Origin of the sequence: Paucibacter sp. XJ19-41 (genome assembly GCF_028462495.1) — a bacterium.
In the GTDB taxonomy this organism is placed as follows: domain Bacteria; phylum Pseudomonadota; class Gammaproteobacteria; order Burkholderiales; family Burkholderiaceae_C; genus Roseateles_E.
On sequence record NZ_JAQOWX010000031.1, the window covers coordinates 21,316 to 47,837 of the forward strand.

The 26,522-nt window shown below is 68.6% G+C and carries 11 protein-coding genes; 8 read left to right on the forward strand and 3 right to left on the reverse strand.

The features are described from left to right. Positions 1-3: 3 nt before the first annotated feature. From PO768_RS10530 to PO768_RS10540, 3 genes are read right to left on the reverse strand one after another with little or no spacing between them, the layout of a single operon-like run. Positions 4-870, reverse strand: coding sequence for a choice-of-anchor A family protein (locus PO768_RS10530; RefSeq protein WP_272646033.1), 867 nt, complete (start codon positions 868-870; stop codon positions 4-6). Further along, positions 867-18,164 (reverse strand): CARDB domain-containing protein, encoded by a 17,298-nt coding sequence (locus PO768_RS10535; RefSeq protein ID WP_272646034.1) that lies wholly within the window; start codon positions 18,162-18,164, stop codon positions 867-869. Before PO768_RS10535 ends, PO768_RS10530 begins: the two co-directional genes overlap by 4 nt. Positions 18,165-18,187: 23 nt before the next feature. After that, positions 18,188-18,724: a hypothetical protein gene (locus tag PO768_RS10540; RefSeq protein WP_272646035.1), complete on the reverse strand. Its 537-nt coding sequence runs from the start codon at positions 18,722-18,724 to the stop codon at positions 18,188-18,190. A gap of 234 nt (positions 18,725-18,958) precedes the next feature. On the opposite strand from PO768_RS10540, the gene gspG reads away from it, so the two are divergent. The 8 genes from gspG to PO768_RS10580 form a co-directional block, all read left to right on the forward strand. Beyond that, positions 18,959-19,390, forward strand: a complete 432-nt coding sequence (gene gspG, locus PO768_RS10545) for a type II secretion system major pseudopilin GspG (RefSeq protein WP_262973449.1) — start codon at positions 18,959-18,961, stop codon at positions 19,388-19,390. 17 nt (positions 19,391-19,407) lie between these two features. Then, a complete protein-coding gene (locus PO768_RS10550) occupies positions 19,408-20,592 on the forward strand; it encodes a type II secretion system F family protein (RefSeq protein ID WP_272646036.1) in 1,185 nt (394 codons plus the stop codon). Then, positions 20,589-22,295, forward strand: coding sequence for a GspE/PulE family protein (locus tag PO768_RS10555; RefSeq protein WP_272646037.1), 1,707 nt, complete (start codon positions 20,589-20,591; stop codon positions 22,293-22,295). Before PO768_RS10550 ends, PO768_RS10555 begins: the two co-directional genes overlap by 4 nt. Positions 22,296-22,299: 4 nt before the next feature. After that, complete coding sequence (locus PO768_RS10560) at positions 22,300-23,049, forward strand: hypothetical protein (protein WP_272646038.1); 750 nt, start codon at positions 22,300-22,302, stop codon at positions 23,047-23,049. Next, on the forward strand, positions 23,046-23,567 hold the full coding sequence (locus tag PO768_RS10565) for a hypothetical protein (RefSeq protein ID WP_272646039.1): 522 nt from the start codon (positions 23,046-23,048) through the stop codon (positions 23,565-23,567). Before PO768_RS10560 ends, PO768_RS10565 begins: the two co-directional genes overlap by 4 nt. Continuing rightward, positions 23,564-24,130, forward strand: a complete 567-nt coding sequence (locus PO768_RS10570) for a hypothetical protein (RefSeq protein WP_272646040.1) — start codon at positions 23,564-23,566, stop codon at positions 24,128-24,130. Before PO768_RS10565 ends, PO768_RS10570 begins: the two co-directional genes overlap by 4 nt. After that, positions 24,127-24,660, forward strand: a complete 534-nt coding sequence (locus PO768_RS10575; RefSeq protein ID WP_262973455.1) for a hypothetical protein — start codon at positions 24,127-24,129, stop codon at positions 24,658-24,660. The genes PO768_RS10570 and PO768_RS10575 overlap by 4 nt, the downstream gene beginning before the upstream one ends. Next, positions 24,653-26,522: secretin N-terminal domain-containing protein (locus PO768_RS10580; RefSeq protein WP_272646041.1), on the forward strand; the 1,870-nt coding region annotated here is incomplete at its 3' end. The genes PO768_RS10575 and PO768_RS10580, both read left to right, overlap by 8 nt.

Genomic DNA, 26,522 nt, shown 5'->3' on the forward strand with positions numbered 1-26,522 from the left:
GGATCAGGGTTTCGGGACAAACGGCGTGTAGGCAATCTCCATCGCGGCGCTCCACTTGCGAGCCACCACGATGCCCTCCAGACGGCCAGTGCTGTTGCAGACGCAGGCATTGGTGGCCAGCAGGCCGCCCCACAGGGTCTGGCCGGCGAACTGCACGGTCTCGGCGTCGTGCGCGTTGAACAGCACCCGCCCCTTCCAGCCGGCCAGCGCCAGGGTGTCTAGCCCGACGCTGATGCGGCGCTGCGCATTGGCCCGCAGATTGACCACGATGTGGGCATCGGGCGCCACATTGGCCAGCACCACGCGCTGATTGCCGGCCAACTGCTCGGCCGTCAGCGCAAACACCTCGGTGCTGGCATTGCTGCCGGTCAGCGTCAGCTGGGTGGGGCCCAGGCTGGTCGTGCCGGTGCTGGGCAGGTCGCGCAGCTGCTCGGACAGCACGCTCAGCTGCACCCGCTCGGCCTCGATGTCCAGCGGCAGGATGCTGGCCTGGCGCAGATCTAGCGCCGCAGCGGTGTTGGCCGACTTGGTGCCCGCATAGAGCCCGTAACCCGGGTTGCTGCCCGACCACAGCGCGCCGCCGGTGAAGGACACGATGTTGCCGCGCACCACCAGGGTCGGCGTGCCAGCCAGATTGGGCGTGCCCGCCCCCAGCGTGGCGCTGCCCAGCGTCAGATTGCCGCCCACCGCCACCCTGCCCTCGGATTTGAGCAGGCCGCTCAGGTCCTCGAACACCAGGGCGGCATAAGGTGCGGCATTGCCCAGGTTGATCTCCAGCGCCTGGGCCGGCATGGCGACCAGCCCGGCGAGCGCGAGCGCTGCCGAGAGCAGGCGGGTCGGCCGATAGGTTGTCGGGCCTTGCGGTTTCATAGACGGCGCTCCACGGCTTCGATGGCCCGCGCCAGCGCGAGCTTGGTCTCTTCGGCAGCGCTGCCGGCCACGCCCTGCAGGCTGGCCTGCGCGGCGATCAGCTGACGCAGCGCGTCGTCCCAACGCGCATCCGCCACCGCCAGCTTGGCCTGGGCCAGCCAGCCCAGGGTGCCGGCCTTGGCGGCTGCCTCGGCGCCGGTCAGGGTCAACGCCTGGAGCTGGTCGTAGGCGCTGTTGAGCAGGCCGGTGGCGCTGTTCACGCGCAGGTTCTGCGGCTGGCTCAGCACCAGGGTGCTGCTGCCGTCCGCGTTCACCTGGTTGACCTGGTGCGGCAGCACATAGTCGGCGGCGACCAGCGGCGCGCGCAGCGTGGTGCCGAACTTCAGGTTCTCGCCTGCGGCCGGGTTGGCACGCCAGCGCAGCGTGGGCAGGCCGCCCTCCTGCGTGATGGCGGTGGCCTCGGGCGTGGTTTGCAGCGCCTGGCCTTGCGCCGGCAGCTTGGCGATGTAGTCCAGCAGCAGAGCCTGACCGCCGGTGTTGGCCAGGCTGGCCCGCAGCTCGATCACGCCGCCTGCGGCCACCTCGGTACGCGCCGCCGGGGCCAGCCATTCCAGCGCGCCCTGTACCACCCCGTTCCAGCTCAGCAGGGTGTTGTCGGCCGCGCCGCGCAGCGTGCCCGACAGATCGAAGGCGAAGGCCATGGTGCGGCCCAGGCCGTAGCTGGCCGAGACGATGCCGTTGCCGTTATTCATCACCGCCAGGCGGGTGCCGTTGACGGTGCTCAGGCGCACCGGCTTGCTGGCCGTCAGGGTGAGGACCGGCAGCACCGGACCGCTGGTGCTGACGTTGGCCTGCTGCGAGGACCACTTGCCCAGGAAGCCGATGCTGGAGAGCCCCTCCAGCCCCAGGGTGTGGCCCGGCATCCAGCCCTCGGTGAGCAGCGCGTCGCCGCGGCGCACGGCCGCCTGCAACTCGGCCGTGGCCATGCTGCCCAGCACCAAGGCGCCGCCGCCCAGCCAGTAGCGGCCGTAGCGTCCGCTGCGCAGTTCGCGCAGGAAGCTGGCCTCGTCCGTCACCAGGGTGTGGTTGACGCCACGGACGTTCAGGTACTGGCCCAGCCAGGTGGCACGGTCGGCACTGCAGGAAGCCACGGTGGCCGGATCGCTGTAGCTGCGCATCGCGGTGGCGCAGTTGTCCCAGGTGTCGTCCTCCAGGCGGTTGCACTTCACATAGACCAGCAGCCGGTTGGGCGGCGCCAGCTGCGTCTGCAGTTCCACGCGGGCATTGGGCGCGGCCAGCTGCAGGCTGCCGCTGGCGATCGGGGTGGTGACCCCGTTCACCGTGGCGCTGAGCTGCGCATCCACATAGGCGCCCACCGTACCGGCGGCGACCCAGGTCCAGGCATGCTGGTAGCTGCCCGAGGCCGGCAGATTGGCCACCTCGCTGAAGCTCTGCAGCACCTGACCCGAGGCCCGATCGCGCAGCACCAGCGTCAGCTGCACGCCGGACAGCGCGGTGCTGCTGCCGTTGCTGAGGCGCGCATCCAGGGCCACCGTCTCGCCAATGGGCGCAAGCGCCGGGCTCACACCCAGGCTGCCGCTCAAGCTCTGCTGTGCATCAACAATGAAGCTCAGCGCCTGCTGGCTCTCGTTGCCGGCGCGGTCCGCCGCCTTGACGCTTAAGGAATGGCTGCCCGCCGTGGTCACGGGCGTGCCGCTGACATAGGGTTGACCGTCCAACAGGACTTCGCTGCTGAGCAGATGGGCGTCGGTGATGGTGATCACCGGCAGCGCGCTGCCGCTGTAGCGCTGGCCCTGGGCGACACCGGTGATGGTGATGGCCGGCGGGGTGTTGTCGATCACCACATTCAGCAGCGCCAGCGTGGACACATTGCCCTGGCTGTCGGTGGCGCGCGCCTTGAGCAGCAGCGGGCCGTCGGCCGTGGGCAGGGTGTTGCTGACGTAGCGGCCGTTGACCGCGTCGCGCACCACCATCGAGGTCCAGGCACCGTCGGCGGCCTGCAGCTCGACCTTGCTGACCGGGTTCTGGCGCGTCGCGACCAGGGTCATCACATCGGCGTCGGAGCGCATCACCGTGTTGGCCACCGGCAGCACGAAGGCGATGCCCGGTGCGACCCGCTCGGCAGCACGCACCCGCGCCTTGTCCAGCAGCAACCAGTTGCCACCCACCTGGACTTCCAGGCGCAGCTCGAAGCTGCCCAGCGGCCAGGGACCGTTCAGCACCGTGCCCGAGGGCACCGGCGTGGCGCCCACGCCGGGCAGCTGGGTGGTCCAGTCCGCCAGCACCCGGCCGGCGGCAGCGTCGAAGGCCGACACCCGCAGTGGCAGCGGATCCAGCAGCGCGCCGCGGTTGCTGACGCTGAACTGCGCGGCAATCGCCTCGTCGGTGTTGAACACCTCACCGGCGAGCTGCAGGCGGCCCTGCACCAGCGGCGCGTTCGGGGGGCCGACACGGAAGGCGCTCTGGGCCGTGGCCGTGGGCGCGTCCTCGGGGCCGGCGCGCAGCACCGCGTTGAAGTCGCCGGTCTGGCTGGTCAGCCAGCTCAGGTCCAGGCGCACTTCGGCACCGGGCAGCAGGCCCTTGAGATCCAGCGCGCGGGTGGCCAGCACATCGCCACTGGCGGAGACCAGCGACAGCAGCACCGGGCTGTCCAGCGCCGGCAGGTTGCCGCTCACATAGCGCAGGCTGCCCTGCGCCTTGACCGCATCGCCCTGCAGATACTCGGCCTGGTCGGTGGCCACCTTGGCCTCCAGCAGCACGCCGGCGGCCAGGATGAAGTCGCCATGGGCGGTGGCCACGGCGGCGCCGCTGGTGTCCGACAGCTCAGCCAGCACACGGTAGTCACCCGCCAGGGTGGCGCCCGAGGGCCAGCTGAAGCTGAAGGTCTGCGGCGTGCCGAAGCGCAGGTTCTGCACCGAGCGAGTCTCGAAGCGGCTCAGCTCATAGCCGCCGGTATCCACCAGGCGCACCAGCAGCTGGCCGTCGAAGCGCGCACCGGCATAGACGGCGCTGACCTCGGCCTTGACGGTCTCGCCGCCCTGGTAGCGCGCCTTGTCGGTGCGCACCTGCAGCTCGGGCCGCCCGGCCTCGCTTACCAACAGCAGCTCGCGGGCGGTCTGGTTGTTGTCCTTGCTCTGTTCCTGGCTCAGGTCCCGCGGATCCACCACCGCCATCAGCAGGTAGCGGCCCGGCTGGGTCGCTTTCCAGCTGGCACGCAGGGTCTGCTGGCCATCGCGCGCCAGCGCCGCCAGCGGGCCGTTGTAGAGGCGGCTGATCTGGCCGGCCGCATCCACCAGCACCACGCTGACGGTGGTCTCGGGGGCGGCGGCGCCCAGGTTCTTGACCGTCAGCGCCACGGTGACGTTATCGCCCACCTGCGGCGTGGCCGGGAAGACCTGCCAGCTGTCCTCGCCCACCGCCCAGTCGGGCAGCGTGTCGGCCAGGCGGCGCACTTCCAGCGGCAGGGCCGGCGCGCTGGTATTGCCCGCCTCGTCCAGCGCATAGGCGCCGAACAGGTTGGCGCCCGGCGTCAGCGCCACTCCGCGCATCTGGAACTGGCCAGCCGGCACATGCAGCATGAACTGGCCCCAGCCACGCAGATAACCAATGGTGCGGGCCTGGGTCCAGACCGGCGCGCCGTAGTTGTCCGTGGCGTTGTCTAGCATGCGCTCGCTGCCGTCGAATCCGCGCAGCATCAGCTCATAGCCATTGCGCAGCGCCAGATAGCCGCTGGCGTCCGGCGCGAGCACCGGCTGCTTGTAGCTGTTGCCGGCGTCGCCGGCCAGGCGCTGCAGCGCCTGCGAAGGCAGATCCAGACGCGAGATGGCGTGCTGATTCTGTTCGCCCGCATGCTCCACCAGCAGGCCGCTGCCGTCCGGCAGCCAGGCGCTGCTGTAAGCCGCGCCCACAGGGGCCGTGGGCTGCGCCTGGCCCTGAGCCAGATCCAGCAGCGCCAGGCCGCTGGTGCTGGCCAGCGCCAGGGTCTTGCCATCCGGCGACCAGGCCAGGTGATCGGCCTGCATCTCCAGCCGGCGCTGAGCGCCGCTGGTCCAGTCGATCAGTACCAGGCCAGCAATGCCATTGCCGTCAACAGCGCCCAGCGCCAGAGTCTTGCCGTCCGGTGAGAAGGCCAGGGGGCTCTGCTCGTTCACCGCCACGGGGATGGTGCTGACACGGTCCTGCTCGCGGTCCCACCGGCCCAGCTGGTCGCGGCCCTGGTAGCTGTCGTAATAGATCACCGCCGCCGAGCCACCGTCCGGCGCCAGGCGCAGCCGGGAGACGGAGTTCAGGCTTTGCAGCGCGCGGCTGGCGACCGGATCACCATAGGCGGTGAACAGGTCTGACTCGTTGTTGCGGAAGTAGATCAGGCGCCCGTCCGGCGTGACGTCGAACACATAGCGGTTGCCATCGAAATACCGGCTCTGATCGTCGCTGCTGGCCTGGGTGGCGCCCAGGCGCTGCTCGCCCAGAGTGATCATCACCTGGCTGCCGGGGTCGGCATAACCGATCAGGTCGGTCTGGGCGTCGCGCGTCAGCACCGGACCCGGACTGCGGCCCGGCAGCACGAAGTAAGGCAGGCCAGGGGCGACACGGTCCTCGGGCTTGGCGCTCACCTCGTTGGAGCTGGCGCCCGGACGACCCTGAGCGTCCTGGCCGAGCACCACATAGAAGTAGCGCTGGCCGTTCTGCACCGTCTCATCCACATAGCTGCGCTGCGCGCCGTCCAGGTTGGAGATCCGCACGTCATAGGGGCCACCGGCGCTGAGGCTGCGCTGCAGCTGGAACTGGGCTGGCTGCGGGCCGGCGCCCACGGTCCAGTCCAGCAGTACCGCGCCACCGGCTGGCGCGACCTTGGCGCTGGCCACGATGGGCGCGCTCGGGCCTTGCAGGTCTATGGTCACGCTGGCGCTATTGGACGGCAGGCCGATATTGCCCACCGCATCCACCGCGGTCACCACATAGCGGTAGCTGCCGTTGGGCAGGCCAGGGTCCAGATACGTGCGCAGGCTGCCATCCGGCAGGGTGGCGATCAGCACGCCGTCGCGTTCGATGCGGAAGCCGCCGATATCGGCCGCGTTCGGGCCGGTCCAGCTCAGGGCCGCGTCGGCGCCCTGGGCCACGGCTTGCAGCACCGGAGCGTCCGGCGGGGTCACATCGCCCACATTGGGCGTGATCTCGGCCAGCGGGCTGATCAGACCCAGGGTGGAGACCGCCTTCACGCCCAGCTTGGGCTTGCCGTCCGGCAGGTTGTTGAAGGCGGTGCTGCGGGCGCTGCCCACCTCCAGCAGATGGACCTGGACATCGTTCAGCTGCACGCCGTGATCCCATTGATCCAGGATCCGCACGCGCAGCCGGTCGCTGCGGTAGGGGCGCGCGAACTTCAGTTCCACCTCGTAGGGGTTGTCGGTGGACTGATAACGGGCCAGCGGCACCCAGACCTCGCCGTCATAGGCTTCGACGCGGTAGTCGTAGGCCAGCTCGCTCCAGCGCAGCTTGACGCTGTCCATCAGGCGCTGGCTACCCAGCTGCACTTCCAGCCACTGGCCGCGCAGGCGCTCGGCATAGTGGGGCCGCCAGCCGGTGTTGGCGTCGGCAGCCACGGCACGGAACGGCTGGTAGTTGTTGCCTGACGGGTCGGAACTGGACGCGGTGGCACTGCCGGGCCCGGCATCGCCGCCGCGCGCCTGGCCTTCCAGCAGCGGCAGGTAGCCCAGCAGGTCGGCCTCGGCATTGGCGGCCCAGCTCAGGTTGACGTTGTGGTCCGTCACCTGGGCGTTCAGGCCGGTGGGTGCGGCCGGCGCCACACCGCGGCGTGCATGCCAGAACACTGTCTTGCTGGTATTGCCCTCGTCGTCGCGGGCGACGATCTGGAAGCGGTTGTCGCCCAGCGCCAGCGGCAGGCTGGCGAACTGGTAAATGCCGTTGTCATCCGAGCGCACCTCCGCCACCGGCTGGCCGGCCTGGGTCTGCAGCAGCACCTGGTGCTGGTTGCGGGTCAGGCCCTGCAGCACCAGATTGACATCGGCGGTGGGGGTGAGCGGCTGCTCGAACTCCGGTGTGAACACCACCGCATAGGCGGTGTTGCTGGGGTCGGACTCAGTACCGCCATGGCTGAGCGCGACCACGCGATAGGCATAGCTAGCGTCGGGCCGGCCCAGGTCTTTCAGCGTGGTCTCGGTGATGGGCGAGCCGGTCAGGCGCGTCACCGACTGATCGGCGTTGACGCGGTCCACGTGGTAGCCGCTCGCGAAGCTGGAGGCGCTGACCTGCCAGTTCAGCGTCACATCGCCGCCCGCCACGCGGGCAGTCAGCGCGGTGGCCGGCTCGGGCTTGCGCAGGTCCGTCACCAGCACGGTGATGAAGCCAGGCGTCGGGTCGGTCTTGTTGCCATCGTCGGTGGCCACGGCGCGCACCTGATAGCTGCCATAGGCCAGGCCCTCGGTGTTCCAGCTGATGGTCCAGGGGCCGCTGGCATTGGTCAGCGGCGCACCGATATTGGTCCAGTTGCCGGAGGCGCTGGGCTTGAGCTGGAACTGCACCGTCGCGATGTCGCTGTCGGGCGACTCACCCACCAGGGTGACGATCCCGCTGACCTTGTTGCCGTCCGCCGGCTTGGTGACCGGCACGTGCGGCGGCCGGGTGTCCACCTTGAACTCCACCTCGTTGGAGGGGTCGCTCAGGTTGCCGGCCGCGTCCATGGCCACCACCACGTAGCGGTGCAGGCCGTCCGGAACGCCCAGGTCGTTGTAGGCCGTGGGCTTGATCAGATAGGGCACCAGGCTGCCGATGACCACGCCGCTGGCATTGGCCAGACGCTGATCGCGGTAGAGCAGATAGCCCTGCAGGTCGGTGTCGGTGTTGGCGGTCCAGCCCAGTGCGATATTGTTCACATTGAGGGTGCCGTGCAGTTGCAGCGGCACCTTGGGCGGGGTGTTCTTGACCTTGACCGTGACCCGGTCGGTGGCCACCGTGCCGGAGATGTTCTCGGCCTCCAGCTTGAGGGTGTAGAGCGTGCCGTCGGTGGTACTGCCCACGGTGTTCCACTGCGCCAGCTGATCGGCGGTGATGGGCACCGGCGAGCGGCGCAGCAGCTGCCAGGTGGTGGGCACGGCGCCGCTGCCGACGAACAGGCGGTATTCCTTGAAGTCGGTCGGCGCGGATGCGGTGCCCCGCACATCGGCCAGGCCGGCGGCATAGCCGTCGCGCACCGGCACAAAGATCTGGGCCACCGGCTCGGAGGAGCTGACCACCACCCTGCCCTCGTTGGAGGGTTCGCTTTCGTTGCCGGCAAAGTCAACCGCCTTGACCACATAGGCATAGGTGCCGGGGGCCAGGTTGGTGTCGGCATAGCTGGTACCGCTGATGAGCGTGCTGCCGACACGGCTGCCGTTGCGCATCAGGATGTAGCCGGCCACATCGCTCTGGTTGGCGGCGGCCCACTTGATGTCGGCGTCGCGGCTGTTTTTCAGCTCAGCGCTCAGCGTGACGGTCTGCGGCGGCGTGGTATCCACCGTCACATCCATCTGGGCGCTGGATTCATTGCCGGCCTTGTCGAGCACCGTCAGGCGCAGGCCATAGACGCCGTCCGCGGGCAGCGCGTTGGCGTTCAGCAGCACGCCGTCGGCCACCGCGGTGCTGCCGCGGCCCAGCTCGTTCCAGCGCCCGGTGGCGGCGCCGCCGGGCGACAGTTCCAGGCGGTAGTTCTGCAGATTGGTGTCGGTGGCGCTGCCCAGGATCTTGGCACCCACGCGCAGCCAGTTGGTGCCCGTGACCACGCCCTTGAGCACGGCCACCGGCGGGGTGTTGTCAACGGTGATGGCGACGGCGGTCTCGCCGGTCAGGCCGGCCTGGTCCTCGGCCTTGAGCTTGAGCGCATAAGGGCCGTCGGCATGCTGCAGCGGGTTCCAGCTCAACAGCGCGGGGCCTACCGGCATTGCGGTGGCGCTGCCCAGCGGCTGATCGCCCAGCGTCAGGGTGTAGCGCGACAGGTGCAGTTCCTCGATGCTGCCCTCGATCACCTGCGGCGTGAGCAAGCGGCCGCTGATGAAGGCCTCGGGCTTGGGCGCCGTGATGGTGACCTTGGGTGGGGTGCGGTCCAGGATCACGTCCAGCGTCGTGGTGCTGGTGTTCTCAGCACGGTCATTGGCCTTCACGCGCAGCTTGATCGGGCCTTCCGGCAGATCGTCCAGCGGCGCGGTGATGACACCGGTCACCTCCTGCGTCTCGGCCAGCGCCAGGAAGCCACCGCCGTTGATGGACAACGACAGCGCGGCATCGCTGAAGAGCGGATCCGCCGCGCGCACCACCACGCCACCGCCGCCGGTGCTGACCGGGCGGTCGGGCAGGCTGAAGGTGATGACCGGCGGCGTCTTGTCCAGCACAAAGCCGGCGCGCGCCACCTGACGGGCGGTGACATTGCCATCATTGATGACCTCGGCGGTCAGCACCGCAGCCACGTCCTCGTCGGGCTCCACCAGACCCTGGGCGTTCAGGCCGTCCCACAGCAGCACGCTGTCACCCTGCTTGCCGGCGACCTTGTCCAGCAGCGTCTTGATCTTCTGGCCGCCGGGCATGCGCTGCAGCTCCAGCGTCAACTGGGCCGGGCGCGTGAGCGTGTAGAACAGAGAAACCTTGTCGCGCCGGCCGTCGCCATTGGGCGAGAAGGGATCGGGCGCGGCATTGAAGCTGCTGATCAGCTCCGAGGGCTCGGCCAGTTGCACCGGCACTTCCAGCCTGTTGATGTTGCCGGCCATGTCATAGGCCTGCACCACCAGGCGGGCCGCGCCGGTCAGGCCCAGGGCCTTGAGCGTGGCCAGGTCCACATGCGGACGGTTCATGCCGCCCAGCGGGGGCAGTGGGATCGGCGCATCGGGGCTGGCGTCCATCACGATGGCGATCTCGTAGCGCAGCGGATGCACGTCGGAGATGGTGCCCTGGATGTTCAGCTCCAGCGGCAGCTGCGCGTTGGGGCGCGGTGTGTCGATGGCTATGGCCGGCGGGGTGTTATCCACCACCACGCCCAGCAGGACGATCTTCTCGTTGCCGCAGCCGTCGGTGAGCGCGACGCGCAGCGCGTACTGGCCGTCGGCCACCACCTGGCCGGCGCGGCCGTCCCAGGGATAGTCGCGACTGCCGTTGTCCAGTTGCTGATTGTCCACCAGCGTGGCCAGCGCCGGGCCTTCCGCAGCGACCAGGCGACCATCAAGGGTGCGACTGGCACGCACCACCTCGATCCTGACGGTCAGCGCTTCCAGCGCGGTGATGCTGAGCAGCACCTCGTCCAGGCGGCCGTCGCCATTGGGCGAGAACAAGTCACGGTCAAGATTGGCGCCGCCATCCACGCGGCCATCCACATCCACCGTCACCGGGGTGCAGACCAGGTGGCCGCTGGGGCCGTAGGCGCGCAGGCGCGCGCTCACCTGGCCGTCCAGCGGATCAAGTTCGTAGTCGTCCTTGCTGCCCTGGCCCAGGCCATAGAGCCGGCCGCTGGTCGGACGCACGAACTTGCCGGGCTTGGACGGCCAGACCAGCGGGCCGCTGTCGTCGCAGCCGCCGGGCAGTCCGCAGACCTTGTATTTGCCGCTGCTCTTGGTGGAGGCCGCACCCAACTCGTCATCGCGCTCGCCCACCGGGCCGCGATGCAGCCAGGAGCCGTTGGGCAGCAGGCGCTGCAGATCCTGGTGAGCCGCATAGGGCTCATCGACCTGCACCGACATCGGCACATAGCCGATGGTGCCCACGCCTGGCACCTTGATCTGGGTGGCGCACATCTTCTGGCCGTCCAGCGGCGCGCCGATACGCACCTTGGGCGCGCTGTGATTCACATAGATATAGGGCTTGGCGGAGCTGGTCCAGCCGCCGTCCAGCTTGAGATCGATCTCGAAGTCATGCCGGCCCACCGGCCAATCGGCGGTAGAGAACTGCGGCTGGAAGTCGATGCCGCGGCCGAAGTTGTCGGCCGCCACATCGGCGATCAGCTCGCGCTCGCCGCTGGGGCGCAGGCGGTACAGGCGCACGCCGCCCACCTTGGTCGGGAACTCGCCGCTGAAGGCCGGGATCGCGTACTGCACATGGGCGATCTCGGTCACCGGCGCATCGCAGCTCAGCGCCGGCTCGTGATAGGCCTTCCAGCTCAGCCCCTTGGGCGCGGGCGTCGAGGAGCCCGGGCTCGCCGGCTGGGCCACCCAGTAGAGGTTGGAGCGCAGCTCGGCACCATCCTGGTCGCGCTGCACCATCTGCAGCAGCCAGACACCGGCGTCCAGGTGCGGCAGCTGCCAGCGCAGCGCCAGTTGCTGGGCGCTGTCGCTCAGATTACTCACCCCCAGGCTGCGCTCGCTGGGCAGCAGGCCGCGCAGCGGCACGGCGTTCCACTGCAGCAGGCGCATGTCCTGCTCGGTGGGCGCGGGCATGGGGCGCGGCTCCGGCTCGGGCTCGCCCGGTGCGGCCACCGGCTTGCGCAGGAAGGCATAGCGCAGCTCCGCCCGGGGCGAGCGCTGCAGCAGGTTGTCCATGAAGGCCAGACTCACCGCGCCCAGCTGATAGGCCAGAGGCAGCGGGTCGATCAACACTGGCGTGACGGGCACGGCGCTGCCGGTGAAATTAGTGCCCACCGTCATGCCGACGGGCACGTTCTTGGCCGGGTTCTCCGGCGGCCAGTATTCGGCGCCCGCGCCCATCAGCACCAGCTCGCGCACCGGGTGGTAGTCGCTCACCTGGCTGGCGGCATTGCCGGCCCTATCGATGGCGGTGGCGCGCACCCGCGAGCCGGAATACTGCAGCCAGCTGGTGCTGCCGCTCAGATTGGCTACCGTCAGGCGACCCTCGCTGTCCTCGCCGAAGGTGCCCACATTCAGGCGCACGCCCTGCGGCAGCGACTGCACCGCGCGCTCCTTGAACAGGTACTGCCACTGCGCGGGCGGATCACCAAAGCCATGCTCCAGCTGCACGCTGTCCAGGTCCAGCAGGCGGTCGCTGGAGGCAACGGAGAAGCCGGGCTGCAGCGGCGTCGGCTGCACCGGCTGGCGATAGGGTCGGAACACCACGCTCACGCCCGAGGGCCCGCGACTCAGCTCGGCCACGAAGCGCACCAGGCGAGCTTCGCCGCGCTCGAAGCTGACCTCATAGGCGCCCGCCGGCAGATCGCGGCCGGCCTCGTCCTGGCCGTCCCATTCCAGGCGCTGCGAGCCGGTGCCCATGTTGTAGCTGCGCCAGAGCCGGCCCAGGCCGTCGCGCATGGTGACGTTGACGTCGCCGCTGAGCACCTCGAAGTCCAGCGCCGGCACCGCACCCAGGGTGGCGGCGGGGTCAAAGCTCAGCAGACCGCGGAAGTTGTTGAACGGCAAGCGGAAGTCGAAGGCATGGTCGCTGTTCTGCAGCGACAGCTCCGGCAGCACGGTATCGAGCTCGACCGGGAATTCATAGTCCAGCACGCGGATGGTGTACTTGCCGTCCGGCACGCCCTGGCCGGCATCGTCCAGGCCGTTCCACTCGAACACGAAGCTGCCGCCGATGGTGGCGTGGTCGCGCTCCAGCAGGCGCACCCGTTTGCCCTCGGCATTCGTGACCTCGAAGGCCAGGTGCACCGGCTCCATCACGCGGTAGCTGATCTTGACGCTGTCTTTGACGCCGTCGCCATTGGGCGAGAAGTAGTCCAGATCCTTGATGACGTCGGTGATGGCGGGCGCGTCGCTCCAGTTGATGCGGCGCTGCGAGACGGCGCTGTTGCCGGCGCGGTCGCTCACACTCAGGCGCACGAAGAAGCTGCCATAGCTGGGCGGGATCCAGTTGCTCAGGCGCGCGCCGAACTTTTGCTCATTGCCCGGCACGGTGACCGGACGCCAGTCATTGGGGGTGCGGGTGTTGGCGTACTCCAGCTGGTAGCTGGCGAAGTTGATGTCGGCTGCGGTGCCGCTCAGCAGCAGGCCACCGACGCGCGGATCGCGCAGCGCCTGCAGGTCGGCCACCAGGTTCTGCAGCGACTCGTAGGCATACAGCTGCATGGAGCCGGCGGGGCTGTAGCAGGCACTCTGGATGTTGCTGGAATCGCGGTAGGAACTGAAGAACAGCCGCCGGCCGCTGGGCGCGAAACTGGCCAGCGACCTCTCGGCGGTGTTGGGATTGCTGCGCGCGTCGCGCCACGTGGGGAACAGCGTGAAGGTCTCGCTGCTGTCGACCTTCAGAGCATGGTACTGCTCCGAGCCCCAGGAGCTCGCGCCAAAGGCGGCGAGCCTGTCGTTCGGCGCCCACCACACCGGAATGCTGCCGCGCCACAGCTCGGGATCGACCTCCAGCTGGGTCAGCGTGCCCTGGGCGATGTTGGCGCGATAGAAGCTGCGCACGGTACCGTTTTCGCTCACGCCGGCGGCTCGTACGCCGGCCACGCGGGCGACGCTGCGTTGAGCGGGTTCACCACCGTATTGCGAGGCCTCATGGGCGAACAGAATCTCCAGCCCGTCGCTGGACCATTCCACCGACGACACCTGGCCGCCGGAGCAGTCACAGTCCCTGTCCATGGGGCCGGCATTGGTGCGGAAGCGCTTGACCAGCTTGAAGTCGACATCGAATACATCGAAGGCGTAGTCGGTGTGGTTGCCGGACTCCACGCCCATGTCATGAAGCTGGCCATAGACCACCACATGGCGGGAATCGGGCGACCAACTGACACGCGCAGTCCACCAGTTGCCACCCCGGTAAAGATCGGCCGGAGCCTGCGTCCTGACACCGGTCTCCAGGTCCAGCAGCACCAAGTGGTGACCGTTGTTGTAGGTAGTCAGCAGGGCGCGGCGGCGGTTCGGCGCGACAAAAAACTCCTGTACCGAGCGGTTGTCGTTGTCCCGGGGGTCGTACAGCATCACCGGCGGCGCACCCACCGGTGTGAGCGGATGGCGGCGGATCACCTCGCGGTTGTCCTGCTTCATCTGCAGCTTGGCGATCAGCGCGCTGCCGTCATGCGCCATCACCAGGTTGTGGCTGAACATATAGCCACTGGCGTTTTCGATCGCGCTGCCGGTGAGCTGACGCAGGCCGGTGCCGTCGCCGTTGACCAGCCAGATTTCGTCGCCGATGTTGTTGTTCCAGCGCCGGAACGCGACGCGCTCGCCGCGCGCCGAGGCGCTCAGCCCGTTCAGGCTGTTGCCGCCGGCCATCACGAAGGCGGCAGGCACCACGGTACTGATCTCGCCGCCCTGCAGGGCGATGCGGTAGATGCCCTGCTGGTTCTGCGCCCCAGAATAGGCGAACAGCGACTGTTCATCCTGCGTGGCGGTCCACTCCTCCAAGCTGGGCATGCGGCAACTGAGGTTGCGGTAGTACTCAGCGGGCGTGCCGGAAGCGCGCAGGATGGGTGTGCGGTTGGTGTCCAGCACGGTGCCGGACTCGGCCAGCACCGTGCCATCGACGCCCAAGGCGCGGACGCGGTAGGCACCATCCTTGACCAGGCGCTGGTCGTCATCACGGCCGTCCCAGTTGATGCTGCCCTCGGACACCGGACCCTGACCCAGATTGCCAAAGCTGCGCTGCACCTGCTGATTGCCATCGACCACCACCACGCGGGTGACGGCCGGGCTGTCAACGCGGAAGGCAAAGCCCACCGTGTCCTTCACTCCGTCGCCATTGGGCGAGAAGAAGGGCTCGGTCACATAGGCATTGCCCTCCTGCACGGCCAGCAGGCGGGTGGCGCTATTGTTGCCCTTGTTCGTTTCCTGCACCGCGTTGTCGGGATCGACAAGGACAGTGAGCGAACGCGCGGCCGACTGCGCCGGCAGGTTGAGGCTGAAGCGCGCCGTGCTCTTGGCCTGCGGCGCGACCGTGGCCAGAGTCTGCTCGCCCAGCACCGTGGCGCCGTCCAGCAGGCGCACCAGCACCGCATTGGCGGCCTGCTGGCCCAGGTTCTGCACCTCGACTGCGATGCTCAGCGCATCGCCAGGGCGCGGCATCACCGGGGTTAGCACGATGCTGCCGCTGGAGACGGCCAGGTCGGCCATGGCGTTCACCAGCACATCGCGGAAAGCCTTGTTGTCTTCCTTGTTGGCCTCGGTGATCTTGTTGGCCGGATCCAGCGCCACGAAATACAGGCGCTGCGCCGTGCCACTGATGTTGGGCACCTGCGTCGTCACTTCCACCGAGGCACCGGCGGCCAAGATGGGCAGGGTCTGCAGCGGCGCCAGCAGCACGCCGCCGCTGGCCGGATCGCCTTCATAGAAGCCGATTTCGACCAGGTTGGCCGGCAACGAGCCGGTGTTGCGCACCAGCGCCTTGAGCGTGAGCGGACGACCTTCGCTGGCCGGGTCCGGCGAAATGCTGAAGTCGCGGAAGTTGACCGCCAGGTTCGGGCCGCTGGGCGGCGCGGTGGCGGTGAAGCTTGAGCTTGCCTCGTTGTTGCTGCGATCCAGATCCACCACCGTGGCGGCCGGGTCCAGCACCACCTTGAAGGTCAGGGCGCCGGTCAGGTCCACACGCCAGGGCAGCGACAGCGTGCGCGATGCGCCGGCCTGCAGTTGCACCGACTGGCGATCGATCTCGCGCACCGTGGTGCCGTCACTGACGGTGAACACCGCCTGGAACGGCGGCGCATCGGCGGTGCCGTAGTTGTGCAGCGTGGCCTTGAGCTGGATGTCCGAGCCCTGCGTCACCGGCTGGGCCGGCACCACCAGGTCGCTGGCGGCGACGGCGGGGTCGTAGGAGCTGACGGTGTCGATCACCAGATCGGCGCGGTTGTTGCTGCGGTCGATGTCCGCCACCGCGCCGTCCGGGTCCAGCACCACAGCCAGCAATTGCCGGCCCGGCTTGGTGACCTGGAAGGAGGTGCTGACCGGCACGCTGCTGCGTCCCAGCAGATTGACCATTTTTTCATCCACCACCGTCATGGCATCGACGCTGGGACCGGACAGCAGACGCACCTTGACCCCGGCCGCGTCGGTGCGGCCGATGTTGCTGAGTTGGGCCAGCACCGAGATCGTGGTGGGCAGACGGTTGATGACGGCCGGCATGACCTGTACATCGCCCGCAGCGACGGACAGATCGGCCTGGGCCGGCGCAGCGGCCACGGCCACGCGGGCGGTGGCGCTGTTGTCGCTGCGCGTCATCTCGGTGCCGGTGGCGGCGGGGTCGGCCACGGCGGTGAGCAGGTGGTTGCCCTGCTTGTCGGTGGTGGACCAGCTGCCGCGCAGCACGGCGGCGCGGCCAGGATCCAGCGGCGGCACCGGCAGATCGGCCACCACCACGCCGGCACTGGGGTCGCCGTCATAGATGCGCAGGTTGCTGGCCGGTGCGGCCACGGTGCCGGTGTTGCTGAGCGTCACCGTCAGCGCCACGCGCTGGCCGTCGCGCACCGCGTCGGGCGTGGCGTTCAGGGTCGTGACCGCCCAGTTGTAGGTCTGGCTGGCACCCAGCGCGCGAGCCGTCAGGCCGGTGGCATAGACGCTGCCGTCCCAGCTGCCATCGGGCTGCTGAGTGGCGTTGAGGAAATTGAAGGCGTCCAGCGAGCGCACCGCACTGAGCTGCCCGGCGGCGGCCAGGGTCAGCATCACATTGGCGGTGTCGTGGGTGGTGCTGGGACTGTCGCCAAAGCCGCCGTCGATGTTCTGGCGACCGGCCAGGAACAGGGCTGCAGCTTGCAATTGCGGCGCGGCATCCAGGCTGGCCAGCGCGCGCATCACCTGGGTGGTGGTGGCGGTGCGACTGGAGCCGTTGACGGCATGCGACCAGCCGCCATCGGCGTTCTGCTTGCCCAGCAGGAAAGTCTTGGCCTTGGCCCGCAGCGCGGTCTGGCGCGCGCTGTTGGGGTCGAGCGCGAAGGCGCTCACCGCCAGTGCGGTGTCCAGCGGCGTGGACTGGTAGCCGGCGGCCACGCCCCAACCACCATCGGCGTTCTGCAGGCTGGCCAGGCGCGCCCAGTCGGCCTCGGCGGCACGGCTGCCCAGCGCCAGGGTGCGGCGCGCCACATAGTCGGTGTTGTGAACGGTCTGCGCGCTCAGCCAGGCGAGCGCGCGATCGATATTGGGCTGGTCGGCCGAGCCGAGGTCAGCCAGCGCTGCGGTCGCCACCGCGGTATCGCGCATGCGGGTAAGCGGGTTGTCGAACCAGGAGCCCTGCGCCTGCTGGCGCGCACGCAGCCAGTCCAATGCCGAGACCAGGCTGGCCGTGGTACCGGGCGCGCCCGGCGGGGGACCGGGCAGCGTGGGCTCGTCGGCACGCGCCGTGCCCTTGGGTTCGATGAACACATGCGCCATCGCCCGACCACCGGTGAGGGCGATCAGGCGCGTCTCGAAAGCCTGGCGCACCGCATTGACCTGCTGAATCTGCAGGTCGCTGGCGGCCTCGCCGGGCCGGGTCAGCAGCACAAAGCCGATGCGGAACTGCTTCTGGCTGGCGTCGGCATTCGGTTCACGCGGCCCGTTGGCCGCGATCACCTGATCGATGCTGATGTCCTCGCGCTGGCCCTGGATGGTCACGCCGGGTTCACCCAACCGGGTCGCATCCACGCCGGGGCTGCGAATCAGGAAGAAAGGCGGCACCTCTTCCTTCTTCAGCATGCCCATCAGGTAGAGGTCCAGCGGGCTGAAGAACTGGCGGTCCGCCTTGGAGGTGAAGCTGCCGTTGCCGTTGTCCTGCCAGCGGTTGCCGTATTGCACCGAGCCGCCAGTGTCCAGCAGGAAGGACCAGTGCGAGCCGTCGCGCCCCAGCATCGCGCTGCTGGCCTGGCCGCTGCCGTCGATGTAGCGAATGTGCGCCGCCCAGCGGTGCATGATCTCGTGCGACAGCACCCGCATCGCTTCCTCGAAGCGCGGGTCGCTGGGGTCCAGGTTGTAGCGGCTCAGCGCCGCCATATCCACATAGCCCTGCAGCACGCCCTTGCTGCCGAAATAGGCGCTGTTGTCGAACAGGCGCTCGCCCAGGCCCTTGGTGTCATTTCTCACGCCCAGGTAAAAGGCCTTGGCATCGCCGGTGTTGAACTCGAAGCTGGAGAAGGCAACGATGAAGTCGTACTTGTCCGCGAAACTGCGGTAGAACTCCTTGGCGATGACGGTGCGCGGCTCGACGTTCACGCCGCCGGCCGGCAGGTCGCGCGAGTAATCGCCGGTCAACTCGACCACGGCGACGTTGTTGCGAGTCTGCTTGAGCTTGGCGCTGAAGGCGCCGGTGTTGGGGAATTGCGTGGGCGATGGCGCATCGGCCAGCGCCAGACCGGCGGCCAAGACACCCAGACCCATCAGCAAACGAGCCGTCCAGCGACGCACCTCACCCACTGCAGCAGACACGCAGGCCTTGACCATAGGATCCCCTTGGCGCAGGCCGGTTACTTGGAGCTCTTGCTGTTTGAGGGCGGCGGCACGTTCAGCGGCACCAGGGCCGCAGCAGTGCGCGGCGGCGGGCCTTCAAAGCTGATGCGTTGCACTTCGCTAGGCTTGTCGGGCGAGGCGGCTGGCGTCATCCAGGCGGTCTGTCGCGCGCCCTTGCCATCCACGGTATCGAATTTGAGCTTGCCGCCCTGGATCTGGACCAGCCGGGCGCGCGCCGGCGTCAGCACCGTGCCCACCCGCAGCGTCACCAGGCGCTGGTCCGGTCCGCGCAGCACGACCACGCCTTCGGAGGGGGACTGGGCCAGCACCACATAGTCTTCCAGCCGGGTGGATGCCGCCGCTGGCGCCGAGGCGGCCGCCTGCGGCTGAGCCTGGGGAGCGGAAGCCGCCGCAGACAGTGTCTTTTGGGGTGATGTTTTCGGGCCCTGCTGCGCCTGGGCAGGGCCTACCGCCAACAGCGCCAGACCTGCCACCAGCCCTGCGGTCAGACCTGCATTGCGCAGCCACAGAGCCAGCAAATTTATCTTTGCCATGTCCACTCCCTGCCTANACCTGCCACCAGCCCTGCGGTCAGACCTGCATTGCGCAGCCACAGAGCCAGCAAATTTATCTTTGCCATGTCCACTCCCTGCCTATTACTTTTTGCTATTGCGGCCGGATTCTAGGCAAGTCATCCAAGTCTGGAGCCCCCCACAAAGGGGGTAGTTTCCACACATCGGGATGCAAGCCCTCGCCGCTACACTACGCCGAAATTTGATGGCAGGCCCATGTCAAAACAAGATTGGAAACGCAGGCATTTGAGGGGATTCACTCTGCTGGAATTGCTGGTGGTGGTGGCGATCATCGGGCTGCTGGCGGCCTTTGTCGGGCCCCGTCTGTTTGGCAATGTGAGCAAGTCGGAAGTGACCACGGCGCGGGCCCAAATCGAGGCCTTTTCACGTGCCATCGAGTCTTTCCGGCTCGATACCGGGCGGTTCCCCGACCCGGCGCAGGGTCTTCAGGCGCTGGTGGTGCGCCCGACCGACAGCCCCAAATGGAATGGCCCCTACCTGCAAAAGGAAGTGCCGCTGGATCCCTGGGGCCAGGCCTATGTCTATAAGCGGCCCGGCACCAACGGCAATCGCGATTACGAAATCACCTCGTATGGTCGCGACGGGCGTCCCGGCGGCGCCGACGAAGACGCCGACCTGAGCAACTGACGCGGCGGCGCGCTGCCATGAACTATGAGCTGCGGGTGCTGCGGGAGGGCGTCGTGGATACGCTGTCCGTCGAGGCGCAGAGTGCCGACGAGGCGCGCCAACTGGGCCTGGAGCGCCGCCTCGAAGTGCTGTCCGTGCGCGGCGCCGAGACCGCATGGCGGCAGCCGCAGCGCTTTGACCTGAGCCTGTTCGCGCAGGAGCTGGCAGAGCTGCTGGATGCCGGCCTGTCGGTGGTGGAGGCTGTCGACACCCTGGCGCATCAGCAAGGCCACAGTGGCCACAATGACGTCGCCAAGGTCTATCAGGACTTGGTGCGCTCGCTGCGCCAAGGTCTGACCTTCTCGGCGGCGCTGGAGCACATGCCGCAGCGCTTTCCGGCCCTGTTCGTGGGCTTGATACGCGCGGCCGAGCGCACCAGCGATCTGCATGGCGCGCTGCAGCGCTACATGGAATACAGCGGTCGGCTGGACGCGCTGCGCAACAAGATTGTCAGCGCGCTCATCTATCCCAGCATCCTGCTGGTGGTGGGCGGCGGCGTGGTGGTGTTCCTGCTCAGCTTTGTGGTGCCACGTTTTGCCAGCGTCTATCGCGGCGGCGGGCGCGAGCTGCCGCTGCTGTCCTCGCTGCTGCTGGACTGGGGCGCCTTTGCCTCGCGCAATGCGCAGCCGCTGGTGATCGGCGCATTGATGCTGCTGGCGCTGATCGCGCTGCTGGCCCTGCGCGCGCACCGACGCGGCACGCTGGAGCGCGCGGCGGCCCTCCTCCCCGGTGTGGAGCGGCGCATCCATCTGTTCCGGCTCTCGCGCCTTTATCTCACCGTGGGCACCCTGCTTAACGGCGGCATGCCGCTGGTGCAGGCGCTGGGCTTGGCTCAGGGCGTGGTGGGAGGCAAGCATCGGGCGCTGCTGGACGCCACCATCGATGCGCTCAAGCGCGGCGGTGCCATCGGCGACTCGCTGGAGCGGCATCAGCTCACCACTGCGGTGTCGCTGCGGCTGCTGCGCGCAGGCGAGGGCACCGGCCGCATCGGCGACCTGTTCATACGTGCCGGCCGCTATCACGACAACGAGCTGGGCCGCTGGGTAGATCGCTTCTCGCGCCTGTTCGAGCCCATCCTGATGGCCGCCATCGGCATCGTCATCGGCGGCATCGTGATCCTGCTCTACATGCCCATCTTTGACCTGGCGGGCAGCTTCCGATGAATGCGCCGACCTCCACCCTGCCCGGCCCAGACCACCAACAGGGCCAGGACTTCGCCCGACTGCTGGAGGGCGCTCGCGCCCAGGCCCGGCGCGCCGGCAGCCGCCTGCTGGACGCCTGGGCCGAGACCTTGGGCGGCGATGTACGCGAGGCCGCACGCGCGCTGGCGCGTGGCCTGCACTATCCCTTTCTGGAAACCGGCGACCTGATCGCCGCCACGCCGGACTTCAGCCACATCAGCCTGTCGCGCGCGCTGCAGCGCGCCTGCATGGGCCTGCGCTGGCAGGAGCAGCTCTATGTGGTGCTGGCCGATCCCTTCGACCAGGACTTGCTGAATTGGCTGGAGCATCACCTGCCGGCCTCGGTAGCCCTGGCCCTGTGCACCGATGGCGACCTCAAGGCCCTGCTGGGCCGCGCCGAACTGGCCGCCAAGGCGATGGACAGCGCGCCTGCCCAGGCTGGTGGCGAGGCCCAGGGCGAGCAACGCGGCGAGGAGATCTCGCTGGTGGGCATTGCGGAGGACGCCAGCCCGGTGGTGCGTCTGGTCAACTCCACGCTCTACGACGGCCTCAAGTCCGGTGCCAGCGACATCCACTTCGAATCCACCCCCGGCGGTATCGAGGTCAAGTACCGCATCGATGGCGTGCTCAATCTTGCCACCTCGGTGGCCAGCCCGGAGGCCGCCGAGCAGGCCATCTCCCGCATCAAGGTGCTGGCCGAGCTGGACATCGCCGAGCGCCGCGTGCCGCAGGATGGGCGCTTTCGCGTCTCGGTGGGGGGGCGCACCACCGACCTGCGGGTCTCGGTGATGCCCAGCATCCATGGCGAGGACGCGGTGCTGCGCATCCTGGACAAGCGCCAGCTGGTGCCCTCGGGCGCCAAGCTCACGCTGGACCTGCTGGGCTTTGACGCGCCCTCGCTCAAGCTGGTGCGCCGGCTCGCCGCCGAGCCCTACGGCATGCTGCTGGTAACCGGCCCTACCGGCAGCGGCAAGACCACCACCCTGTATGCCGCTATCTCCGAGACCCTGACCGGCCACGACAAGGTCGTGACCATCGAAGACCCGGTGGAATACGAGCTACCCGGCGTGCTGCAGATCCCGGTGAACGAGAAAAAAGGCTTGAGCTTCGCGCGCGGCCTGCGCTCCATCCTGCGCCACGATCCGGACCGCATCATGGTGGGAGAAATCCGCGATGCCGAGACCGCCGAGATCGCGGTGCAGTCCGCCCTCACCGGCCATCTGGTGCTTTCTACAGTGCATGCCAACAGCGTGTTCGATGTGTTCTCGCGCTTCACCCACATGGGCATCGATCCGCATGCGCTCACCGCCGCGCTCAACGGCATCTGGGCCCAGCGCCTGGTGCGCACCGTGTGCAACAACTGCGCCGAGCCACACCCGGCGAGCCCGGAGGAGATCGAGCTGCTGAGTCTAGATGCGGAGTTCCTGTCCGGCGCCACGCTGCGCACCGGCCGGGGCTGCGGCGACTGCCGCGGCACCGGCTATCGCGGTCGCAAGGCCATCGCCGAGATCCTGGTGCTGAATGACCGGCTGCGCGAGCTGATCGTGAACAAAGCCTCGGTGCTCAACATCAAGGCCGAGGCCAAGCGCGGTGGCACCCGGCTGCTGCGCGATGCGGCGCTGGACCTGGCCCGGCGCGGCCACACCACCCTGGAAGAAGTGCTGCGCGTGACGCTGCAGGGTTAGCCACATGATCAAGACCCCGCCACGCCTGGGCCAGTCCCTAGGCCTCTACCTACAACCCAGCCAAGTGCTGGTGTATGACCAGCGCAGCCGCATTCGCCTGGGCGCCTGGCCGGACCTGGCACAGGCGCAACAGGCCTTGCAGGCACGGCGTGGCCGATGGTGGCGCGGCGATGCCATGGATGTGCTGATCTCCGACGCCTACTGCCGCTACCTGGTGCTGCCCCGGCCGCAGGGCGTGCGCAATGCCAGCGAGCTGTCGGCGGTGCTGCGCGGGCGTTTCCAGGCCGTCTTCGGCGCGGACCGCTGGACGCTGCGCCAGGCCACCGCGCCCCTGGGCGACCTGGACTTCGTGGTGGGCGCCGACCAGCAATTGCTGGACGAGCTGAAGCGCTTCAGCCGCAGCAGCGGCTGGCGGCTGCGCTCGGTACGGCCGCACTGGTTGGCCTGGGCCGAGCAATGGCGCAGCCATACCCGCAAGGGTGCGCATTGGCTGATCGCCAGCGACGGTGAATCCGGCGCCATCGGCTATGTGCGTGACGGCAACTGCCACCTGGCGCGCAGCATCCGCGTCACGCCCGGCCTGAGCGTACGGGCGGCGCTGGCTCGCGAAAGCGCCTTCATTGCCGAGGCCGACCCTGGCGCCCGCGTCTGGCTGGCCGGCCATGGCCTACTGCCGGACGGCACGCCATCCGCCCATCCCATCCATGCGGCCAGCGGTGGAGCGCTCTGGGGCGCCCAGGAGGTTAGCGCATGAGCTTCAGCCGCCTGGACTTCGGCCCCGGCGCGCGCCTGCCGGTCTGGTTTGTGCCCCTGCTGCTGCTGGCCCTGGGCCTGCTGGCCTGGGGCGGCCTGCGTTATGCGGAGCTGCAGCGAGCCAAGGCCGAGAAGGCCCAGCGCCTGCACGGCCAGCAGCGCCTGCGCGCCGAGCAGAAACCAGCGCCCAGCAGCCCGCTACCGGCCAAGGAGCGGGTGGCGGCGGTGAACGAGGCCATCGACACGCTCAACATGCCCTGGCCCACCCTGCTCGGCACCATCGAATCGGTGCGCGGCGCCGAGATCGTGCTCACCCATCTGGAGCCCCGCCCCAAGGACAGGCTGGTGCTGATCACCGCCCAGTCCGAGGGCATGGATGCGCTGGTGTCCTTCATGCAGACGCTAGCCCGCACGGCGCCCTTCGAACAAGCCGCGCCACTGCGCCAGGAACTGGTGATGACGCCGGCCGGCTTACGCAGCCAGGCCAGTTTCGAGCTGCGCTGGAGCGTGATGCCATGAGCCAGGCCCGCGCGCTCAACAACTGGCCGCTGCGCCTGCAACTGCTGCTAGGCCGGCTGGACCGCTGGACCCTGGGGCTGACCCTGCTGGGACTGCTGGTGCTGCTGCAGTGGCTGTTGCTGCTGCCGCTGGTCGAGCGCGGCCTGTCGCAGGAGCGCCAGCGGCTGGAGGAGGCGGCCAAGGCGCCCCTCGCTTCGGCGCCGCCGCGCACGGTGAGCAGCGCCGAACAGCTCGCCGCCTTCGAGGCCAGCCTGGCCAGCGACGAGGACCTGGCTTTATTGATGCGCCAGCTCTGGTCCCAGGGCTCCATCGCGGGCCTGCAATTCAATAAAGTGGACTACAAGCATGAGATCGACCTGAACGGTCGCTTCCGGCGCGTGGCCATCACCCTGCCCATGACCGGGCCCTATCCGGCGGTGCGGCATTTTGTCTTCGGCCTGATGGCGGACTACCCCAGCCTGGCCCTACTCAAGCTGGACATGAAGCGCGAGCAGGGCAGCAGCCCCCTGGTCGAGACCACCGCCCATCTGGTGCTGCTGCAGCGCCTGCCCGCCACGCCATGAGCCCGAGCACTCGCAAGTTTCTGCTGTTCGGCCTGCTCGCTGCCAGCGCTGTGGCGGTGGCCTGGGACCGGCTGCGGGCCTCGCCGCCCGCCCTGGCCATCAGCGGCGCGGTGGAGCGGCCGGCGCCGCCAAGTTCGGCGCAGCCCGCGCAGAGCCCGACCAGCACCGGTACCAGCCCGTCCGAGATCCAGACCTTACGGCCACGCGACGACTACCAGCGCCCCGGCGCCGATGTATTCCCGGCCACCGTAGCGCCGGTGCCCCAGCCCCCGCAGACGCAACTCCCGCCGGTCGAGCCGCCCAAGCCGGTCGCACCCGCCCTGCCCTTCACGGTGATCGGCAAGAAATTCGAGCGCGGCCAGTGGGAGGTCTATCTGGCCAAGGGCGAGCAGAACTTTATTGCCACTGTGGGCCAGCGGCTGTCGGACGACTATCTGGTGCGGGCCATCACGGCCACGCAAATGACCTTGGTCTATGTGCCACTCAATGAACAACAGACGCTGCAGATCGGGGCAGGCTTCCATGACTAGGACCCTGAAACAGAGATTGCTGGCGCCCTCGCTGGGCCTGCTGGCCGCGCTGCTGGTGCTGGCCGGCTGCGCTGCAGAAAAGAACTTCCGCAGCGCCGAGGACCTGCTCAAGGCGAATCGCATGGAAGACGCGCTCAGCCAGTACCAGCAGGCGCTGCGGGATGAACCCACCAATGCGCGCTACCGCATCGCCTACCTGACGGCGCGCGACAAGTCGGTGCAGCAGTGGCTGGACCAGGCCGAAAAGCTGCGCCCCGATGTGCAGCGCGGCAACGAGGCACGGGCCCTCTACCAGCGCGCTCTGAACCTAGACCCGGACAATAGCCGCGCCCGCGAAGGCCTGGTGGAGGTGGAGCGCGAGCAGCGCGTCGCCGAATCGATGGCACGCGCCCGCGCCGATGCCGCCCAGGGCAGCACCACCCTGGCCCTTGCCGGCCTGCGCAGCGTACTCATCGACCGGCCGCAACATGCCCAGGCGCTGGCCCTGCAGGCACAGCTGCTGGAGCAGAAGAACAAACCCAAGACCACGGCCGACGCCAAGCTGGCCGAAGCCTTTCGCCGCCCGATCTCGCTGGAGTTCCGTGACGCCCAGCTCAAGCAGGTGTTCGAGGTGCTGTCGCGCTCTTCCGGCTTGAACTTCGTGCTGGACAAGGATGTGCGCGGCGATCAGCGCACCACCCTGTTCCTGCGCCACAGCACGATCGCCGACGCGCTCGCGCTGGCGCTGCTGACCAATCAGCTGGAGCAGCGCGTGCTGGACGCCAATTCGGTGCTGATCTTCCCCAACACGCCGGCCAAGGTGCGCGAGTACCAGCAGCTCACGGTCAAAGCCTTTGTGCTCTCCTCCTCCGACACCAAGACGGTGGCCAACAGCCTCAAGACCCTGCTCAAGGCCAAGGATCTGGTGGTGGATGAGAAGCAGAACATGATCGTGATGCGCGACTCGCCCGAGGCCATCGAGCTGGCCGAGAAGGTGGTGGCCCTGCATGACCAGCCCGAGGCCGAGGTGATGCTGGACGTGGAAATCCTGGAGGTGAAGCGCTCGCGCCTGATCCAGATGGGGGTGCAATACCCGTCGCAGGTGGCGCTGGCGCCGATGACGGCGGCCAGCGGCGCGCAGCTCTCGCTCAGCGATCTGCGCCATCTGCGCGGTTCCACCACCTCCGTGACCGGCGTCAACGTGGGTCTGCAGGCCACCCAGACCAACTCCGATGTGAATGTGCTGGCCAATCCCCGCATCCGCTCGCGCAACCGAGAGAAGGCCAAGATCCAGGTCGGCCAGCGCGTGCCCAACATCACCTCCACCTCCACCTCCACCGGCTTCGTGGCCGAGACCGTGCAGTATGTGGAGGTAGGCCTGAAGCTGGAGGTGGAGCCCACCGTTTCCCCCGACGGCGAGGTGGCCATCAAGGTGGGGCTGGAGGTCAGCAACATCCTGCGCCAGGTGCAGACCAAGGGCGGCTCCATCGCCTACGAGATCGGCACCCGCAATGCCAACACCGTGCTGCGCCTGCGCGACGGCGAGAACCAGGTGCTGGCCGGCCTGATCAACGATGAGGACAGGCGCACCCTCACCGGCCTGCCGGGCCTGGTGAACACACCGGGCCTGGGCGGCACGCTGTTCGGCAACACCAACAACGACTACCAGAAGTCGGAGATCGTGCTGTCCATCACCCCGCGCATCATCCGCTCCGCCTTCCGGCCGGACCTGGTGATCGGCGAGTTCCTGTCCGGCACCGAGGCGAATCTGCGCACGCGCGGGGCGGAACTGGGCGCCGGGCCTGCATCGGCCGCACCCGCCGGGCCGGCGGCCAAGCCTGCGGCAGCGACCGAGGGCAATGCGGCGGCGCCCACGCCGGCCG

Bases quoted from the DNA above. Each gene is read 5' to 3' on its own strand.
- PO768_RS10530 (WP_272646033.1), bottom strand. From the start codon at position 870: ATGAAACCGCAAGGCCCGACAACCTATCGGCCGACCCGCCTGCTCTCG.
- PO768_RS10535 (WP_272646034.1), bottom strand. From the start codon at position 18,164: ATGGTCAAGGCCTGCGTGTCTGCTGCAGTGGGTGAGGTGCGTCGCTGG.
- PO768_RS10540 (WP_272646035.1), bottom strand. From the start codon at position 18,724: ATGGCAAAGATAAATTTGCTGGCTCTGTGGCTGCGCAATGCAGGTCTG.
- gspG (WP_262973449.1), top strand. From the start codon at position 18,959: ATGTCAAAACAAGATTGGAAACGCAGGCATTTGAGGGGATTCACTCTG.
- PO768_RS10550 (WP_272646036.1), top strand. From the start codon at position 19,408: ATGAACTATGAGCTGCGGGTGCTGCGGGAGGGCGTCGTGGATACGCTG.
- PO768_RS10555 (WP_272646037.1), top strand. From the start codon at position 20,589: ATGAATGCGCCGACCTCCACCCTGCCCGGCCCAGACCACCAACAGGGC.
- PO768_RS10560 (WP_272646038.1), top strand. From the start codon at position 22,300: ATGATCAAGACCCCGCCACGCCTGGGCCAGTCCCTAGGCCTCTACCTA.
- PO768_RS10565 (WP_272646039.1), top strand. From the start codon at position 23,046: ATGAGCTTCAGCCGCCTGGACTTCGGCCCCGGCGCGCGCCTGCCGGTC.
- PO768_RS10570 (WP_272646040.1), top strand. From the start codon at position 23,564: ATGAGCCAGGCCCGCGCGCTCAACAACTGGCCGCTGCGCCTGCAACTG.
- PO768_RS10575 (WP_262973455.1), top strand. From the start codon at position 24,127: ATGAGCCCGAGCACTCGCAAGTTTCTGCTGTTCGGCCTGCTCGCTGCC.